The sequence below is a fragment of the Streptomyces sp. HUAS TT11 genome (genome assembly GCF_051553595.1).
In the GTDB taxonomy this organism is placed as follows: domain Bacteria; phylum Actinomycetota; class Actinomycetes; order Streptomycetales; family Streptomycetaceae; genus Streptomyces.
Map to the genome: position 1 here is coordinate 8,114,203 of NZ_CP196184.1, position 17,894 is coordinate 8,132,096.

15 protein-coding genes and 1 pseudogene are annotated in these 17,894 nt (G+C 68.7%); 8 read left to right on the plus strand and 8 right to left on the minus strand.

All coding sequences use genetic code 11. The annotated features are described in order from the left end of the window. Positions 1-868: 868 nt before the first annotated feature. Entirely contained in the window at positions 869-1,060 is a 192-nt protein-coding gene (locus tag ACSHXN_RS36450; protein WP_356113445.1) for a hypothetical protein, read from the plus strand. 324 nt (positions 1,061-1,384) lie between these two features. Then, positions 1,385-1,600: a hypothetical protein gene (locus tag ACSHXN_RS36455; RefSeq protein WP_355140003.1), complete on the plus strand. Its 216-nt coding sequence runs from the start codon at positions 1,385-1,387 to the stop codon at positions 1,598-1,600. A gap of 88 nt (positions 1,601-1,688) precedes the next feature. Here ACSHXN_RS36455 and ACSHXN_RS36460 read toward each other — a convergent pair whose 3' ends face one another. After that, positions 1,689-1,892 carry a cold-shock protein gene (locus tag ACSHXN_RS36460; RefSeq protein ID WP_059130479.1) on the minus strand — a complete coding sequence of 68 codons (204 nt, stop codon included), beginning with the start codon at positions 1,890-1,892 and terminating at the stop codon, positions 1,689-1,691. A gap of 1,877 nt (positions 1,893-3,769) precedes the next feature. Here ACSHXN_RS36460 and ACSHXN_RS36465 point away from each other — a divergent pair. The 3 genes from ACSHXN_RS36465 to ACSHXN_RS36475 all read left to right on the plus strand — a co-directional run bounded on the left by ACSHXN_RS36465 (position 3,770) and on the right by ACSHXN_RS36475 (position 7,220). After that, the gene (locus ACSHXN_RS36465; RefSeq protein ID WP_356113443.1) at positions 3,770-4,993 is read left to right on the plus strand and encodes a PP2C family protein-serine/threonine phosphatase; all 1,224 of its coding nucleotides are present in this window, start codon (positions 3,770-3,772) and stop codon (positions 4,991-4,993) included. 425 nt (positions 4,994-5,418) lie between these two features. Next, positions 5,419-6,336 carry an endo-beta-N-acetylglucosaminidase H gene (locus ACSHXN_RS36470; RefSeq protein ID WP_356113441.1) on the plus strand — a complete coding sequence of 306 codons (918 nt, stop codon included), beginning with the start codon at positions 5,419-5,421 and terminating at the stop codon, positions 6,334-6,336. Positions 6,337-6,848: 512 nt separating this feature from the next. Beyond that, positions 6,849-7,220 (plus strand): VOC family protein, encoded by a 372-nt coding sequence (locus ACSHXN_RS36475; RefSeq protein WP_355139997.1) that lies wholly within the window; start codon positions 6,849-6,851, stop codon positions 7,218-7,220. Positions 7,221-7,466: 246 nt separating this feature from the next. Here the strand turns inward: ACSHXN_RS36475 and ACSHXN_RS36480 are convergent, their stop codons facing one another. Then, on the minus strand, positions 7,467-8,012 hold the full coding sequence (locus tag ACSHXN_RS36480; protein ID WP_355139995.1) for an SMI1/KNR4 family protein: 546 nt from the start codon (positions 8,010-8,012) through the stop codon (positions 7,467-7,469). 210 nt (positions 8,013-8,222) lie between these two features. Between ACSHXN_RS36480 and ACSHXN_RS36485 the strand changes: the two genes are divergently transcribed. Then, positions 8,223-10,346 carry a HEAT repeat domain-containing protein gene (locus ACSHXN_RS36485; RefSeq protein WP_438305241.1) on the plus strand — a complete coding sequence of 708 codons (2,124 nt, stop codon included), beginning with the start codon at positions 8,223-8,225 and terminating at the stop codon, positions 10,344-10,346. A gap of 498 nt (positions 10,347-10,844) precedes the next feature. Here ACSHXN_RS36485 and ACSHXN_RS36490 read toward each other — a convergent pair whose 3' ends face one another. The 4 genes from ACSHXN_RS36490 to ACSHXN_RS36505 form a co-directional block, all read right to left on the minus strand. Beyond that, positions 10,845-11,255, minus strand: a complete 411-nt coding sequence (locus ACSHXN_RS36490) for a cupin domain-containing protein (protein ID WP_355139991.1) — start codon at positions 11,253-11,255, stop codon at positions 10,845-10,847. Between the two features lie 418 nt (positions 11,256-11,673). After that, on the minus strand, positions 11,674-12,372 hold the full coding sequence (locus tag ACSHXN_RS36495; protein WP_438305244.1) for an SDR family NAD(P)-dependent oxidoreductase: 699 nt from the start codon (positions 12,370-12,372) through the stop codon (positions 11,674-11,676). 912 nt (positions 12,373-13,284) lie between these two features. Then, a complete protein-coding gene (locus tag ACSHXN_RS36500; protein ID WP_356295655.1) occupies positions 13,285-14,352 on the minus strand; it encodes a hypothetical protein in 1,068 nt (355 codons plus the stop codon). 739 nt (positions 14,353-15,091) lie between these two features. Continuing rightward, a complete protein-coding gene (locus tag ACSHXN_RS36505; protein ID WP_355139985.1) occupies positions 15,092-15,670 on the minus strand; it encodes a TetR/AcrR family transcriptional regulator in 579 nt (192 codons plus the stop codon). A 91-nt stretch (positions 15,671-15,761) separates the two neighbouring features. Here ACSHXN_RS36505 and ACSHXN_RS36510 point away from each other — a divergent pair, with 91 nt between their 5' ends. Beyond that, positions 15,762-16,208: a DUF1772 domain-containing protein gene (locus ACSHXN_RS36510; protein ID WP_356295657.1), complete on the plus strand. Its 447-nt coding sequence runs from the start codon at positions 15,762-15,764 to the stop codon at positions 16,206-16,208. 125 nt (positions 16,209-16,333) lie between these two features. On the opposite strand, the pseudogene ACSHXN_RS36515 reads toward ACSHXN_RS36510, so the two are convergent. Both ACSHXN_RS36515 and ACSHXN_RS36520 read right to left on the minus strand, forming a co-directional pair. Beyond that, positions 16,334-16,513: pseudogene (locus tag ACSHXN_RS36515) on the minus strand (hypothetical protein); the annotation flags it as partial. Between the two features lie 23 nt (positions 16,514-16,536). After that, positions 16,537-16,686, minus strand: a complete 150-nt coding sequence (locus ACSHXN_RS36520; RefSeq protein WP_438305248.1) for a hypothetical protein — start codon at positions 16,684-16,686, stop codon at positions 16,537-16,539. Positions 16,687-17,161: 475 nt separating this feature from the next. Between ACSHXN_RS36520 and ACSHXN_RS36525 the strand changes: the two genes are divergently transcribed. After that, positions 17,162-17,665 carry a hypothetical protein gene (locus ACSHXN_RS36525; protein WP_438305249.1) on the plus strand — a complete coding sequence of 168 codons (504 nt, stop codon included), beginning with the start codon at positions 17,162-17,164 and terminating at the stop codon, positions 17,663-17,665. The last annotated feature ends 229 nt before the right edge of the window (positions 17,666-17,894 follow it).

Consider the following 17,894-nt stretch of genomic DNA (forward strand, 5'->3'; position numbering starts at 1 on the left):
CTGGCAGCGTGCGCCCCCCTCTGTCGAGCCATATCGGGAACTGTCCGCATAGTGGGAACGGGTGTTGCACTGCTGTGAACAGCCGCCCTGAGCATGGAAGGCCGTGCCTTGCCCGTGAGCCGGCCCACCCGCGACGATGCTGGAGCTCGAAGACCGTCGCATCGGCCGTCGGTGCCCACCCCCACCGCGTCGTGCACAGCACCCGTCCGGCCCTGTTCCATCGCTCCGGATCGCGTCCGGAAAGCGCTGGGCTCAGTTGAGCACAGTGCCGGTGGACGGGCGCAAGGTGGCCGAGGGCTGACCGAGTTCCCGGCTCCTCGGTGGTCACGGAGGCGGCAACAACCGCATCCGGCTGCACCGCGCCCGGCATTGCTGCGGATTACGGCAGTCTGCGTGATCACTCCCTCGGACGGGAGCGGTGCCTGCCCGCTGCGCCGACATGCTCTGCGGCAAGGGCGGGAACATGTGCCGGGTGCCGATGGTTATGGAAGGCGTGGTGGTGAAGGGGACAGTGTCCCCGGGCCTCATCCATTGCCCATGAGGACGATCGTTCGGCTGAAGCCTCATGGAGCCTTTCGCCGCGTAGGCGACCGCCCTTCACCACCGCGTACGCTCATCAGCCCCGACCGGCGTCCATTGCAGGTCGGGGCTGATGTGCTTGTCACCGCCGGTGCGCGACCGGGGCAAGGCCGACCTGTTTGCCTGGGTGTGGACGTGCGCGGCATCTCGCCCTCGATCGAGAATGTCGAGCCCACTCGGTTTCTTGTCGGCTACCTGAGCGATCTGAGAGCCCAGAGCGCCGAAATGCATCGCACAACGGCATCTCTGCCCTGAGCGCAGCGGAAGCGGCGGGTGGTTGACGGGACTCATGGGTCACCCGTCCCTCGACGCCACCGGATCGGCGAGTCCCGATCCCCGCCCGCCAAGGCGCGATACCCGCTACTGGATCGCCGAACTCGCCGAACTCGCCGAACTCGCCGAACTCGCCGAACTCGCGGGAGGAGTCGAGGTCGGCGTCCGGGCGTTGCCTTACCGGCTTCAGTCTGATGGCCGCTCATGAAGGCCGGAGCACCCTCCCCACCGGGATATGAAGCCTACGGGCGGTGTTATGGGGGATTGTTGCAACACGAATTCTTTGATCAAGCGGCAAGCGGCCGGCCTGGGGATCCCCTCAACGAGCTCAGCCCTGGGACTGCCGGGCAAGTGCGCGCAGAAGATCCCCATCCGGACGAGGTGGTTCACGATGACCGACCGCTCTGGGGCCCACGGCGGCCGGAGATGGAGCGCTTTCCCCGAAGGGCGGCCGGATGTCGAGCAGCATGGTCGTCGCGTCCGGCCAGGCGTCGCGGCGTATATGTGAGACGGCCGCCCGTACGATGATCAGGTGACAACCCGCCGCACCCTTGGTACTGGCCCTCAGGACGCGAACAGCATCCGCGCCGCCCAGGCCGACCTTCTCGATGAGCTCCCCGGAGTCCGTCTCCCTGACGTCGACGAGCTGCGGGCCCGCGGAGTGCTCGGCGCCCGCCTGGTGACGTCCCCGAGCCCGCGCCGCGCTCTCGGGGACGGTGGCCGTTCGGTCGAGGACCCGTCCGGTTGATGCCGGTCGGCCCGAAGCGTTTCCTGCGTGAGACCGGAACACGCAGGCCCGGCACCGTCCACGGTGCCGGGCCTGCGCGAGAGCTGGGTCAGATGACCCGGATGTTCTCCGCCTGGGGGCCCTTCTGGCCCTGGGTGACGTCGAACTCCACGTGCTGGCCCTCCTGCAGCTCGCGGAAGCCCTGAGCGGCAATGTTGGAGTAGTGGGCGAAGACGTCCGGGCCGCCGCCCTCCTGCTCGATGAAGCCGAAGCCCTTCTCCGCGTTGAACCACTTCACAGTGCCCTTGGCCATGCCTATCTCCTTCAAGAGGGTTCGGGCCTGCACCTTGCGGGCCCGGAGGTGATCGCCCTGGTCCGGAGTGGGCTGCACAGCAAAAACGCCCGCGGGCAAGGTGTCCACGGGCGCACGACTTCGGAACCACGACTGCTCTGAGGGCTACGCTAACGCCTTTGCTGGCGCACCGCTAACCGAAACGCTGCCAGACTTGTCATACACCGATGCCGCTACTGCCGCGGGCCATTGAAAGCGAAGGTCGATTCGCGGCAAGTGTCCTATTGGCAGGGCGAGCCATCACGCTCGCACGGGCCGCACTACGCTGCCCAGGCAGCAGAGACGGGGCCGGGCTGAACGAACCCGCGCGGCAGGCGACACATACGCCAAATTGGCAGCCCGGACACATCCGCGCCGAGACCACCCGTGCGCAGCCGGCGGGCGCCGCCCCGCCTGGCCGGGACTACCTACCATCGCGGCCGTTTCCGCACCATTGACCCTGTTGCCGTCAACGGCAGGTGACCGACCACGTCTGCGGCCCAGCGGCGTCCCCGGCCCCTGTACGCCGCCGGGGAGATCGAGAGCCTCCGGCGCCGCGTCCGCCGCGCCGAGCCTTCCAAGGGGCAACCGGCCCGACGCCGGCGTTTCAGCCGCGCGCAACGCCGATACAGCGCCACCGTGACGCAGTCGCTCGAACGGTGGGAAGCCGTACGAACCCGCAAGCGCCGGCCGGCACACGGCCGACCAGCGGGCAAGCCCACCACCCGAAAGGATTACGGCCGAAGTGGCCACTTTTTCCGGTGCACCCCACGGGCCGCAGCAGTTCCACATGGCGAGAGCTCATCTGGCCCCTCTCGCCATGCTCCCTCATCTGGCGAGGCCGGCCGGGCGGATCAAAGCGCGGACGCGCGGTCGCACGCCCTGAAATCCGCCGGCGAGGTGGCCCGGGCGTCAGACCCGGAGCGATACGTCGCCCGGACCGGGTGTGGTGCCCGGCGAGCCTGGTCCACGAGCCGAATTCCAGGGATCCCGGAGGCTTGTCTTCCGCAGGGGCCGACAGCCGGCCCCGTGTGCGTGCAGCCGTGTCGGGGCAGCCCCGTCCGGGCTCGCTCACCCCGACCTCGTCACCGCGGGCGTGCTGCCCTGACCCTGGCGTGGGGCGGGACGGTTCCCCGGCTCCAGAGCGGGACGCGTACGTGTTTATCGCCGGCAGGCCGGGTCCCTCACGCCGTTCACGACGTCCGCAGCCATAAGCCTTTCAGCGCAGGGCACTTGAGATCGGCTCGATGTCGCTCAGAGTTGAAATCGGCGTTGGTGCCTGCATGCAGTCTGGGCCGCGCAGTGGCGTTCGCCCGCCTTGCGAGCCGTGCCTTTTGGGACACCAGCCACCGAGATCCTGCCGGTGGAGAAGGAACGGCGCGCCGTACTGGGACGGCCCTACAGCATCGACGCCCACGCACGGCGCGGGGGCGCGCCGCCTCCGCCTCGCGACCCGCCTCTTGTGCTCCCGGCCGGCCGCACCCGGCTGCGCGCTGCATGCCTGCGGGCGAGGGCAGAAGACCCGCTGCAGCTCAAGGCCGGTCGGCTCCCCGGTCTTGGGCAGCCGTCTTGGCGTGGGCCTCGAAGATCATGGCCGCACGTCAGGCACACGGGAAGGTTCCCGAGCCTGCCGGATCCGCGGGCCGGCGTAAGGGGCCATGATCCTCCGCGCCACGCCGGCTCCGGCCAAAGCGGTTCCACCGCCCGCACGCACCGCTCAGCGCAGGCTGCCAGGCGACGTCCACGCCGGATTCCGGTCGCGCAGCTCGGTCGCCTTCCGCGGTCGGCGAGCCCAGAGCCTGTATTGCCCATAAAATGACATTTGAGGTGGTCGCGCTCGCGGACCCTGGAGAGCGCGTATGTCACTAGACATTGATTTCACAACCTTCTGTGACGCCGCGCCGAACCCCTATCTGGTGCTGGACGAGGACTTGGTGGTCCGGTACGCCAATCCGGCATGTCTACAGATCACCGGGAGAACCAGGGAAGAGCTCATCGGGAAGTACTTCTTCGACGCGCTACCAAGAAACCCCGGCGCCCCCGGGAACGACGCAGACCACCTCAAGGCGTCATTGCTGAAGGTCCTGGACACCGGGAAGCCGGACATCCTGACGCTGCAGCGATACGACATTGCCGCCCCCGGTCGGCCGCACGAGTTCGAGGAGCGGTGGTGGTCCGTGATCCATACTCCGATTCCCGGGCCGGACGGCAGGGTGAAGTGTCTCGTCCAACGGGCAGACGATGTCACCGCCTTCGTCCACTCACCCACGGCACGTCAGCTCACCGAGCACGACAAAGGCATCGCCGCCGAGCTCTACGCGAGGGCGCGCGAGCTCCAGCGGGTGAACCAGGAGCTGCGCCAGGCCCACGCCCGTGAACGTCAGGTCGCCGTCACCTTGCAGGAAGCCATGCTCGACGACCCCGACCTGCTCCGATACGGAAACATCGCCGTGCGGTACCTGCCCGCGGCGACATCACTCAACGTGTGTGGCGACTGGTACGACATCGTTGCCCTGCCGCCCGATCTCTACTCGGTGGCGGTCGGGGACGTCGTGGGGCATGGCCTGCACGCAGCGGCCGTCATGGGTATGCTGCGCAGCGCACTGAGCGCAGCCATCCGGGCTCTCCCCAGCCCCGCCCAGGCGCTGGAAATCCTCGGCTTGTACGCCCGCTCCATCGAAGGCGCGACGGCCGCAACCGCGGTAAAGGTGCTCATCGACCCCCGCACCAGACTGATCATCTACAGCAACGCCGGGCACCCACCGCCCGTCCTGCTCCACCACGACGGGACGTCAGAGCTGCTGGACCGGGCCACCGATCCGCCGCTCGGCGCCCGCCCGCATCATGTCCCCCGCCCCCAGGCCAGCATGTCCTACAGCCGGGGGGACACGCTCGTGCTCTACACCGACGGGCTCATCGAGCGCCGCGACGAGGACATCGACACCGGCCTGGCCCGTCTGACCAAAGCCCTGACCCAGGACAGCACCCTTGCCCCCGACCAGCTGGCGGACTCGCTGCTGGCCCGCCTCGGCGTCACCAAGGGCGCCAACGACGACATAGCCTTGGTCGTCGTTCGCCTATAACTCTGAGCGACGTAACTCACGCGCTACGTCACCGGGTCGTGCCCTCTGCGTGCGCGATCGGACGGCGAGTGGTGGGGAATGTGACGAGGATTCTTGGTTGGCACAAAAGAGGGATGGTTGACACCGGTCAGACGTTCGATCCGCGAGGAGCGGACCCTGAGGTTTGCTGGAGAGGAGCCGCTGACCGTCTGCTCCAGTGCTGCGGATCGGCGGCGTGCATGCCTGGTTCGTCCGCGTCGGCGCGACAGCGCATTGTTCTGGTAACTCCCTTGCCGGGAACCAGGGTTACGGTGCGATGTGGGAGTCGTGAAAAGTTCCCGCATGGTTCTGGGGATTCGGTCACGGGAACGGAAGGATCCGGGGGGCTTTCTCGGCGCTCGCGAACAGGTCGGGCGCCGCTCCATGCGATGGGAGACCGATCAACGATGTTCACTCCGGTGCGGAGCAGAATACGGACGGCCGCGCTCGCGCTCTCGGCCATCACGGCCCTCACCTTAGGCGCGACCGCCACGACCGGCGCGGCAGCGGCCCCCGCTCCCGCGAAACAGGGACCAACCTCGGTGGCGTACGTCGAGGTGAACAACAACAGCATGCTGAACGTCGGCAAGTACACCCTCGCCAACGGCGGCGGCAACGTCTTCGACGTCGCCGTGATCTTCGCGGCGAACATCAACTACGACACGGGCACGAAGGCGGCGACCCTGTATTTCAACGAGAACGTGCAACGCGTCCTCGACAACGCTGCCACGCAGATACGGCCGTTGCAGCAGAAGGGCATCAAGGTCGTCCTCTCGGTGCTCGGCAACCACCAGGGCGCGGGCTTCGCCAACTTCCCGTCCCAGCAGGCGGCTTCGACGTTCGCGAAACGACTCTCGGACACCGTGGCCAAGTACGGCCTCGACGGCGTCGACTTCGACGACGAGTACGCCGAGTACGGCAACAACGGCACCGGCCAGCCCAACGCCAGCTCGTTCGTCTACCTGGTGTCGGCACTGCGCGCCAACATGGCGGGCAAGATCATCAGCCTCTACAACATCGGACCGGCCGCGTCGCGCCTCTCCTACGGCGGCGTCGACGTCTCGTCCAAGTTCGACTACGCCTGGAACCCGTACTACGGCTCCTGGCAGGTCCCCGGCATCGCACTGCCCAAGTCGAAGCTCTCGCCGGCGGCCGTCGAGATCGGCCGGACCTCGCAAAGCACGGTCGCGAACCTGGCCCGCCGCACGGTCAGTGAGGGGTACGGCGTCTATCTGACGTACAACCTCGACGGCGCCGACCGCAGCGCCGATGTCTCCGCGTTCACCAGGGAGCTGTACGGCAGTGACGCCCACTACACGCCGTAGACCGACCACCCTCCCCAGCGTCCGGTGTCCCCTCGGGGCGTGCTGCATCCCGTAGGGCCGCGCCTCGGGCAGGCCGCGCCTTCGACAACGATGTCGGAGGCGCGGTCGCACAGGTACCGTGACCTGCGCTGTACCAAAGTGCCAACCATCTCTCAGATTCTGTGCTTCCGGCCGCTGAAGTCGGTAGGCATCAGCGCAGGCCAGGAACGTCGCCCCGTGTCAACCAGCAGTCTTCGTCACAGGGAACTTCTGCCGGCCTGCCAGGAGCACACAGGTCGGCGTCCCGCCACCTCAGCCCAGGATGGACCCCGACCTCTACGCCGACTTGGCCGCCGCGGGCGGTTTGGCCGCGGCCCTGGAGCAGGCAGCAGCCGACCTTCGAGGGGGTGGTCACCCACCGGGGCTTTTGATGCCTCTCAGGCCCTCGGTTGGCGGTCGATGTCCCGCTCAACCGTAGGCAGCGGCCTCTAGGGTGTTCATCGCGGAAGTCCACCGATCGCCCCGGAGATGCCATGCCCCTGCAGATGAAGTTGGTCGCGATAACCCTGGACTGCCCCGATCCGCCGGCCCTGGCCGCGTTCTATCAGCAGGCCACGGGCTTCGAACCCCACCCGAAGTCGGACGCCGAGTTCGCGGGTCTCAACCGTGAGGACGGACTTTTCATCGGCTTTCAGCGGGTCGACGACTACCGGGCTCCGTGTTGGCCTGACCAGACCGTTCCCCAGCAGTTGCACCTTTGCTTCGACGTCGTGGACCTCGACGAGGCCGAGGCTCAGTTGCTGGAGTTGGGCGCGGGCAAGCCGGATCACCAGCCTCATGAGGCCGCCAAGGCGCGCGTGCTCACTGACCCGGCTGGTCATCCCTTCTGCATCTGCCGAGGCTGACTGCTGGGTTCAGGAGGGCATCGTCCGCACTGTCGCTTCCCCAGCGGAGCGTAAATGGTGCGAGAGGACGACAGGGCGAGTCGAGTCACGACGGCTGCTCCCCGTTCTCGACCTGAACAGGATGAGGCCGGACCGCAGGACGTGACACGCCACGTCATTCCCTGCCCGCAGCGTCAGCGCCCCTGCCCCTACGCCCGACCCCGACTACGACGCCTTCGTAGTGCGTCAGGCTCGATGCGGTTGCGGTCAGTCCCACCAGCCGTCGTCCGCGTGCCAGCGTTGTACCCACTCCAGAAAGCCGAGTGCTTCCGACGTGGGATACGGAGAGGCGCCGACGTCCGTGACAAGCCATACCCTTCCGCGCTGGGGACCCGTCACAACGAGTACCCAGTAGGAGAGTTCATCCTCGGTGCCGAGCACGATCGAGCCGTGGTTGTAGACGTCGGCGATGCGCTCGGGGCGGTCTTCGGACGGGGCCTCGCCCTCCCAGGCCCACGTCTTCTGGAGTGGAAACCGGGCAGCAGGATTCCGAGCCGCCTGGTAGGGCCAGCCCGGTGGGAGCCAGCCCAGGGGCAGGAGGCCACCGTCTTCCGGTGGCCCGAGAGATGACCCATTGGCGATCTCGGCGACCAGGCTGCGGTACGGCTCGGGGAGGACGACCCCGTTCTCGGATTCCCACGCCGAGACGGATTCGTCTCCCAGCGCGGGCTCGCGCCACGCCGGCTCGAAGGCGGAGCGGAGGAACTCCAGAGTGGCCTCGTCCGGGCGCTGGTCGGGTGATGTCGTTGTCACGGCAGCATGCTGGCAGACCAGACTGACAGAGCCGCCACGAGGCGTCACGCTCAAACGGCGGGGCGGAGAAGCCGACCCTTTCGACGACGGCCGAACACTCACCCCTTGACGGCAGTCCGACGGCAGCGGCGCGAGGCCCGTGCCGATGGTGTCGTACGGCCTCGTCCCGGGACGCCCCTGTTGTCAGTGCCGCCTGTCATGGTTCTGATCATGTTCGACGGACTTCACGACATTGACTGGGCCTCGATGGAGCACGCGTACGGCTCGGCCGAGGAGGTACCGGTGCTGCTGACGGCGCTGCGCTCTCCGGACGCAGAGGAACGCCACAAGGCCCTCGACCGCTTCTACGGCGCGGTCCACCACCAGGGCAGCGTGTACCCGCCCACGGCAGCCAGCCTGCCCTTCCTGTTCGACCTGGCCGTCGACGGCGCCACGCCCGACCGGGCCGCCGTAGTCGCGCTGCTGGTCAGCATCGGCCGGGAGTCGCTCGACCGAGGCTTCGAGGACGACGGCACCGAGATCGAGTACTACCCCCCGATGGGTTGCGCGCAGGCCGTCGCGTTCCTGCGCGAGCGGGGCGAGGAGTTTGCCGGACTGGCTCGCGATCCGGAGCCGGACGTGCGCCTGGCCGCGATCCCCGGGCTCGGGCTCTTCCTCGACGACGCCGACCGGGCCGCCGCGGTGCTGCGTGAGAGGCTGGCCGCCGAGCACACCATCGCGGCGCGGCTGGCCATCGTGGAGGCGGCGGCCACTCTGGCACTGCGCCTGCCGGCGGCCTTGCACCAGATGACGGACTGGCTCGCTGTGCTCGCCGCCGACCCGGACCAGGGCCCGCCGACCCGGCTCGCGGCCCTGGTCGAGCGGGCCCGCTGCGCCCCGGACGAGATCGGCGAGGAGGTCGTACCGGCCGCCGTCGGCCTGCTGCGGGAAACCGCCCGCGCCATACCCGCGCGGCGGATCGCAGCGGCCCGGAGCCGCCCGACGGCACCCACGGACGCGGTTCCGCCCCAGATCGTCGCCGCCTTCGAGGATCTCGACCGGCACACGCGCGTCTACGCACCGACCACGGCCCTGCTCCGTACGTTCCATGAGGCCCTGGGGGCCCGGGTGCCCGAGCGGACCGCGGTACTGGCCGAGCAGTTGAGCAGCCCCGACCCCGGCTCGCGCCTGGACGCGGTCCGTATGAGTGGGGAGCTGATGCGAACGTGGCGCGGGGACCACACCCGGCTTCTGCTGCTGCTCGCCGACCAACTCACCGCGGCCGACCAGGAGGTCGCCGCCGAGGCCGCGGCCGTCCTGGAGTCCTGCCACCCGATCGCCGGCCCGGTTCGGGAGGCGCTTGCCGCACACATCGACGCGCAACGCGCGGCGCACGGCCCGGACGTTTGGGCTGCGCCAACGACACAGTTGCGCAGAAGCCACCAGGATGCGGTCCGAGCCTTGGCGCGTCTCGGCGACACACGTGCCCTGCCGAGTCTGCTGACCGCGCTGGACAGCGACGTCGACGCCTGGCGTGCGATCCAGGTCGCAGAGCATCTGCCACAGGCAGCCGACCAGTTGGTGCCCCGACTCTGCGACCACTTGCGCCGCATCGATCTCTCCCGGCAGTGGACCGAGATGAGCGCCAACTCGATCCTCTCCGCCCTGGCCATGCTGGGCGACCCGGTCGCGCTCCCCGTGATGGTGGACACGCTGGGCGCCGCGGTGCGCCATGAGCAGAACGGTGTCACGGGATCGGCGCTGGAGGCACTGAGCGCGTTCGGCCCGGCGGCGGCCGACGCACGGGACAGGATCCGGTCGCTGACGACGGCCACCGACACGCACATACGGCCTGCCGCCGTCGCCGCGCTGTGGGCCGTCGGCGGTGACCCGGCCGAGGTCATGCCGCTCCTGCTCGGCCTCCTTGACGACGACATCACCTTCTGGATCAGTGACGCGGCTGATCTGCTCGGCGAGATGGGCCCGCGCGCGTCCGTCGCACTGCCGCGCCTGCGGGCCCTCCTGACGCACGGCTACGAATGGGTTCGGGTGCACTGCGCGGCCGCACTCTGGGAGATCGGGGGTGAGGCCGAGGCATCCGCCGTCCTGGACACCCTGCTCGAGGCCATGGCCACGAACCCTGCGACGGCCAACCACGTCCTGGCCTGTCTGGACCGCATGGGCCCCTTTGCGGCACGGGCCCTGCCCCTGCTCCGCGAGCAACTGGCCCTGCCCCGGCGCGGCGGCAGATTCAAGAGCATCGACCACGACGAGGAACTCCAGCAGGTCGGCCGCACCCTCATCGCCCGGCTCGACCCTCCCACACCGGGAGCACCCGCTGCGCGAACGCCCTGAGGCCGCGCCACCCCTCCGCCACCGGCATCCTGCCTGCCCACCAGCAGATGCAGCACCGGGCTCTCGAGGCCCTGTGCCACGTACCGGTCCGGTCCACGAGGGCGCTACCGGCCTCCCCTCGTAACTCGCCACTGTCGGACGCCATTCTCGCGGGCGGTCCCCACCCCGGCTGCTGGTCGCGGAGGGTTGTCGAGCACGGCCGGTTCCGCACATGGCAGTGCGGAACGCCATGCGGCGTCAGCGATACGAGGCCGCCATCCGGCCTGTCCTCCCCGTCACAGGGTTCGGTGCGGGTGGGCCGGAGTTACTTGGGCAGCCGAGCCCGAGCGTTCGCTGGACGAGTTCGACGTCGGCTACGGCAGCCGGGAAAAGGTATGCCCAAGAGCCGGACAGGGGAGTCGGGCTCTCCAACAACACCCGGCTCGACTGCCGGACGAACAGGCCGAACTGCCCCGCACCGCCCGGAAGGGCATGCGACACCAGCCCGGCCGGTCGTCATCACGGCCGGGTGACCCGCAGGTGTCGTCGTTCGGCCAGCTCCTCCGCGCCGACCACAGTCAGCACCGGGGTACCGGGAGGCGCGAACATGGTCACCACCAGCTGAGACTGCGCGTCCGGAAGGTTGTTGGCGCCCTGGTAGTGGATCACGTCGCCACCGGGCTCGAACAGGGCGTCACCGGCTTTGAGCACGCGAGGCGGCTGTCCCTCCAGCTCGAAGAGGATCTCGCCCTCGGTCACGTAGCCGAAGAGCGGACCGGGGTGCCGGTGCGGCGGCGCGCCGAGGTCACCGGGCGGCAGGGTGACCCGGATGGTCCTGGCCTCGGCGTCGGCCGGGATGCGGGCCGTCACCCCCGGCATGGCCGCTATCACCTCAACGCCCGGCGGCAGGTGTGCGTGCTCAGCGCTCATGTATTCCTCCAAGCAGGGACTGTTCACAGAAGAGGACAGGACAGCCCCCTCGTCTGTGACAGCCCCGTGCGGCGAGCGAGCCGAGAGCCGCGCCCAAGATCCGGTCGTCGTGGTGGATAAGGATGCTCAGCCCCTTCAGTCCCGCAGTCCCGTCTCGGGCATACAACGCCGTGTCGTCCTGGGCCCAGCCTTCCGGTGGGAGCACGCAACGGTCGACGGCGCGCCGAGGACCACTGGGGGACGGTTCGGTGTCAGCGGCGTCCCGAGGCCGATGCAGTAGTGGCGTTCCAAGGGGGCGCGCCTTTGGGACAGGGGTGATGCGTTGCACCGGGGTACTGATGAAGCCAGCCACAGGTAGCAGGAGGCTCCAGGAATGTGTGCTGGGGCCTCCTGCGGTCCGACCCACCGAAGCGTGACGTCAGGCGATGCCGCCGTTCAACTTCAGATCGATGGCGTTGGCTATGGGGTTCTCGAGCAGGAACAGGCAACCGTCGACGATGTCCGCCATGGTGGCAAGCCGCCCGGTGAGCGTCATCTTCGCGGCCGTGTCACGGAGTTGTTCGTTGGCCGCGACATGAGGGCTGTCCGTGATGGCCCACGGATGTATCGAGTTGACCCGCACAGGTGCCAGTTCGACGCTCAGCGTGCGCACCAGTCCCTGCACGGCGGCATTGACCGCTGTGAGCGTGGTCGATCCCGGGTACGGAAGGTCCTTGGCCATGCCGCCGAAGAGCAACACCGACGCATTCGCGGACATCCGAGGATGGAGCGAGGCGACCACGGTCGTGTAGCCGACGATCTTCGTCGTGGCCAGAGTCGTCGCCGTGTCCACGTCATAGGCGCGGGCCGAGTTCATGTCGCGGACCATTCCGACCAGGACCACCCGGTCGACGTGGCGCACCGGTTCGAGCGCGGCAGCGATGTCGGCCGGACGGCTCAGGTCCAGCGCCAGCCCGGTGACCGTACCGCCGGAATCCGCGACAAGTTCCCCCGCCACCGACGTGGCGCGCTCCTGGGTGCGTCCGGTGATGAAGACGTCCGCGCCTCGCCGCGCGTACTCCGCGGCCAGTGCGCGCCCCGTGCCTTGGGTGGCACCGACGACAAGGACTGTGCTCATGTGTGTTTCCTTCGGGGGGTGCGAAGTGCTGCTTGGTCCACCGGTCGACCAGATGCTCGACGTGGGCAGGATCCCTTTGACTCATTTCCGTGGCGCTCGTCGCTGTCGGCCATCCCGGATCGGGTCCGCTGATCGGGGATCACATCCACTGCCGTTCAGTCCGGCTCCCGGGCGTCCTGCGCGGAGGGCTATGAGGCGTGAGGGGGCGTCGGGCACGCTAGACGGGAGTACTTGTTCGTGCCCGCCCAGACCGGCGATCGGCCTGCCCGGGACCTTCGTGACGGTAGTACGCGCGGCGCTGACGGTACAAGCTGATCAGTCGCTGGGAGTGCACCTTTGGCCAGAAGCCGTCGTCGGTGGAGAAGCCGGCACCGTTGTCGGCGGTTGCTCGGCGGTTCTCCGTGGCCGGGTCGAGCCGAGCCGCCGCGCATTGAGAGCAGCCGCGCGGGTGTTGCTGTCGGCGGAGCCTCGGCCGCCCAGCGATCGCTCGCGGTAGAGCTGAGACGGGGCGGTCTCCTGCTGCGACCCGCCGCGAGGTGGGTCGGTTGCCCACTCTCCTCAGTAGAAGTCCCTGCGGGCCAGGACGTTACGGCAACGCCTTCAGTGCACCCGGCTGTCTTCGCGTGGTGGCTCGGCCGCCTTGATCTGCATCGCAACGTCGAGTCGGTGCTGTGACCGCGCAGGGTGACCGGGTCGGCGGTCGTCGCGGTTGGATGGGGGAGGGGGCGTCTGACCGACCGCTGGAGGCGCGGAGGCTGAACCTGTCCATGTGCGCAGACTGACCGACCGGGAGGGGCAGAGGCTGCGGCAGTTCGTTCACCGGGGCAGCGCGGGTTCGGTGCCCTCGGTGGCGGTGGCCGCCCTCGTCGACTCAGCCCTTACGACGAGGACTTCGTCGTCGAGACGGTGACGTCAGCGGCGCCGCCCCCGCCGCCTGGGCGAGGACGGCGGCGGGATGTCCACTGGCTGGGTGGTCAGGTACCAGGAGCTGCCACCGTCGTCCTCTTGGATGACCAGGAAGCCGGGGCGGGGCAGACGCAACGTACGCCGCCCGTCGCGCAGGCCGGACACGCCATCGCCACCGGGGGTGTTCTTGGGCCATGCGGGTGGGCGGCAATCGCAGTCGGGCCAGGATCGCAGACACCCGCACACGTAACGGACCGTCCAGCCGCTGTCGCTCTGGAACTGGACGGCGACCAACGCCGGGCCGCCGTTGTGGCGGAGCACCTCGTCACCGTGGCCGCGGTGTTCGGGGGCGAGCGCGGCCGCGGCCGACAGCGGGACGATGCGAGTCGACCAATGGTGGTCGTTGCTGCTGTTAGCGGTGGTGACGCGCAGGTGGGTGGCGTCCGCGGGCAGGTAACAACGGCCGTGGTACCCCCCGATGACCGAGATCAGAGAAATGCCGGTGGCGATCAGATCCTCGGTGCGCGTCACGGTCTCGAGGAAGAAGTTGCCCTCGCCCGTGACATCGACCTCCACCAGGGCAGGACGGCCGGGCTCGGGGCGGTCGATGAGGACCTCGGTCTTCCCGTCGCCGAGACCGGTCGACACATGGCGTTCGCCGGTGTCGGTAAGCGGTCGCGGGCGGTCGGGGCCGGCGGCCGGTGGGAGGGCGTCGATCGGGATTGGTCGGTCATTGCGTCGGGCGTCAAGACGGATCATGGCGGCGCGGCCGTCGTGCAGCGCGGTCAGCGCATCCGGTTGCATACGCGCCGCACTGGCCCGGTCGTACGCATCCAACGCCGCCCGGTACTCCTTCAGGACGGCCGGGGTGGCGTCGATGCCGCCGGCTTCGAACTCCAACGCGGCCACCTCCTCCCCAAAGGCGGTCACCGACTCCTGCACCGCTGCGGGCAGTTCCGCCGCGGGCAGTTCCTCTGCAGGCAGTTTCACTGCGACGGGCCGGCGTCGGCGCAACACCGGGTAGAGCCCGCCCAATCCCAGGCCGAGCAGGAAGCTCAACACATAGCCGATCACGCCCGGCATCCTCGCACAGGCGTTCACCGCTCAACTGCCCCTCCGACTACCCAAATTGCTGAACCGGTGAATCTTCCCGGTCACGGCGCCGGCATCCGCCTGAGCTCGGCCGGTGATCCCGTTTGCACCGCCGCCGCTTCGGCCTGCCCGTTCTCGCGGCGATGCTCACCGCTGCCGGCTGCTCGTGGAGCGGTGACGACTCCGCTGTCCTGCTCGACCTGGCCGCGTCCATCACACGGCCATACCCGAGGGGATCGGCGACCGGTAATCGTCATCCGGCGACCTTTGGCCGCACCTCCCCATCGGAGAGGTCGCGGCAGGCCGGGACGTTACGGTGATGCCGTCGATGGACCAGGTTGTCTTCGCGTGGCGCCTTGGCCACGTTCATCTGCCTCGCAACGTCGGGCCGGGGGCGCCGAGTTGACTGTGTCCGTGGTCCTTGCAGCCCCAACGACGGGCCGCCGGTGTGGGAGGACATGGCGAGCTGCCCGTGGTACGTGAGTGCGCTGAGTTCAACGTCCAGCAGGATGATCACGGCCTCTTGAGCCGTGAGTCACCAGGGCGCGTGTCGGGTCGTGATCAATGAGCATCGCACCCCTCGACGGAGCGCCCGCCCCGTCGAGGGGTGCGATGCCCGGCGATCGGCGGCCGAGCCGTGTGGGCGCGAGTGACCGGAAGCGATGCCGCAGGCAGGCAGCCGCGCCCGAGGACCCGGCTGCGTGTCCGTCTGGACGTAGTGTCAGACGATGGCGAGCCGGTCCACCAGCAGCTCCGCCCTCCGCTCGGACTCCTCCGGCGGCAGCCGTCCCGCCCGGGTCAGGGTCGCCAGCCCGTGCAGGGCCGCCCAGAACACCTCGGTGAACAGTGCCGGATGGACGCCGTCCCCGGCGACCTCTCCGAGGCTCTCCAGCAGGGCGGCGAAGGCGTCCTTCAGCGGCTCCGGGGTGTCCTCGTGCGCGAACGCCAGGCCGCCGTCGAGCTGGAACATCGCGTCGTAGACCGCCGGATTGTGTTCGGCGAAGTCGAGGTAGGCGCGAGCGAGGGCGGTGACCCGGGCGCGCGGGCCGTCCGCGGCACGGGCCGCGGCCCGCAGCAACGCGGCCATCTCGGCGGCGCCCACGAGGGCGACGGCGCCGATGATCTCCCGCTTGCCGCGAAAGTGGCTGTAGAGGACGGGCTGGCTGTACTCGATGCGCTCGGCCAGCCGGCGGGTGGTGACCGCGTCCCAGCCCTGCTCCTCGGCGAGTTCGCGGGCCGTCGCCAAGATGAGACGTTCGCGTCGCGCCCGTTCGCGCTCCTTGCGTTCCTGTACCGACATGATTCGATCCTAGCATTGCTAGACAAGCGAGCGGCAGTAGGGTTAGCGTTGCCTTGTCATCTAGCAGCGCTAGATCCTGGGAGGGGTCATCATGCTCAACGCACTCCAGGTGTTCACCACCGTTGTCGTCGGCGTGATGGTGGGGGTGGAGTTCTCCGTCGCCTTCGTCATCAACCGCATCCTCGATGCACTCCCCGACGACAGTGGCCAACTCGGCCGCGCCCACGGAGGCCGGATGCTCGGCGCCGTGATGCCGGTCTGGTACATCACCTCGCTCGTCCTCGTCGCGGTCTGGGCCGTCGCCGGATGGCACCACCACGGCACCGGCCTCGTCGTCACCGCCGGCGCGCTGCTGATCCTCAGCGTGATCATGTCGATCCTGCTGCTCGTCCCGATCAACAACCGGGGCAAGACGTGGACCCCCGACAACCGGCCCGCCGACTGGAAGGAGCAGATGAACCGCTGGGACCGCTTCCACTACGTGCGCGTCGCCGTCATCATCGCCGCCTTCGCCCTGCTGGTCGCCGCCCTTACCTGAGCCCGCGGGCCGACACCGCGCCGATAGCGCACCATCCCCATTCCCCGGGCGGCAGCGGACCATCGAAATCCCGACATCCGGGAATGCAGCTACCGCTGAGGGCGCGCAACCGCGATCCCGACGAGCTACGCCTCTCGATGAACTGCGCGGCTCTCGGCTCTGGTTCGGGTGAGATCTTTGATCCAGATCACCGAGGCACGCAGGGGAAGCCCGGCGAGGTGGCTTCCCGGGGTCTTGTCCTGACGGGTCGCGTAGCCCCGCCATGCCTTGAGCTTGTTGATCAGGCGCTCGACGATGTTCCCCTCCGGGGCGTTCCCCCGCCCGCGCTTCACCAAGGAATGCGTACCTCGGGGATGGACAAGAGGAACCAGATGACCAGTGGTAAAACGAAGACCAGGACGAGGCCGGCCAGCATTTTCGCCCAAGTGGCGGCCTTTCCGCGGTCCTCCTCGGACGGAGCGTCAAAGCGGTTGCTCACCGTTGCCCTCCCCTCGATGCTCGTGCTTTCCCCACGGGGCGCGATGGAACAGTGCCCAATTCGAGGTCGCTTCTCAACGTCTTGAGCTGTTCCGGCACTTGCAGGGCCCCTGACGAGGGAAGTCCCCAGTTCGGTGCCTGCAGGACACCGTACGCCGACCGGGCGCCCATTGCGGCCGTCGCGTCGACGGTCGTGTTTGTGGCCGCCGTCGCGAGCGCATAGGCGCCGCCGGAGCGGTGCGGGCCGAATTGGGCGAGCAGGGCGTTGACCCAGGCGCGGCGGTGCCTGTCGCCGACGAGAGGTGGTGCCCCCGGTCACCCGTGGCTCCGACCGCTCGAAACACTCAGCGCCCCGGATCAGGAACCTGCCGGCTCGCACCCCCCAGCACCACCCGGTGAGGAGTTATTGCGCGACGATCAGTGCAGGCAGGATGACCCACACGGCGAGCACCGCCGGGGCATCAAGGAGACCACGCATGGCTGACTGCTATCCGTACCGAATCGTGTCCAGCAGAGGGGACCTGACTCTGATCTGGCGGCCTGGCGAGGGTGACGAGCCCGACGAGCTCGTCGTCGACGACCGCGGAGGACTCCTTGTGTTCCATGACCTCACGACGCCGCAAGGACACTGTGATCGCAACGGCTGGGAGTTTGTCCGGGACGGCGAAGCCACTCTCGATCTGCGCGCCGTGCGGCGCTGGGTCGAGCACCCCGACCTTGATTCGGTCTCGGCGGGACTGCTGCTGGACGCGTGGAACTTCTTCGAAGACCTCTCTCACAGCCTGAAAACCGGCCCACCTCTTGCCCCGCAGGGATCCGTTCACGACAACGCCTACGACAAGATCTTCGGCGGTGACGCACTCGAGCCGACCGCAGGTGAGGGGGCCTGGACGGAGGAGGAGGCCGCGGCCGTGCGCGAACTCCTGCGAGTGGGGCTGGAGCTGTGGGAGCACGCTGTGCGTGGCTCCGTCACCGGCTGAACGAAGCCACGGCCGCCCGGCAGCAGCAGCGCCGACCGCTCTCCCGCCCCGCTTCGTCAACTCGCCCCGAACCATCATCAGATGGGTCGTGTGACGCCTCGCGCGAAGTGGAGCTGGCGTGGGGAGTAGGTCGGTACGCGCGGTGGACGGGTCGGCTGACGACACCTTGTCTCCTTCGTGACGCCTGTGGTTGAGTGACAGGGGAAGCGATTGAAACGATTCATTTCAT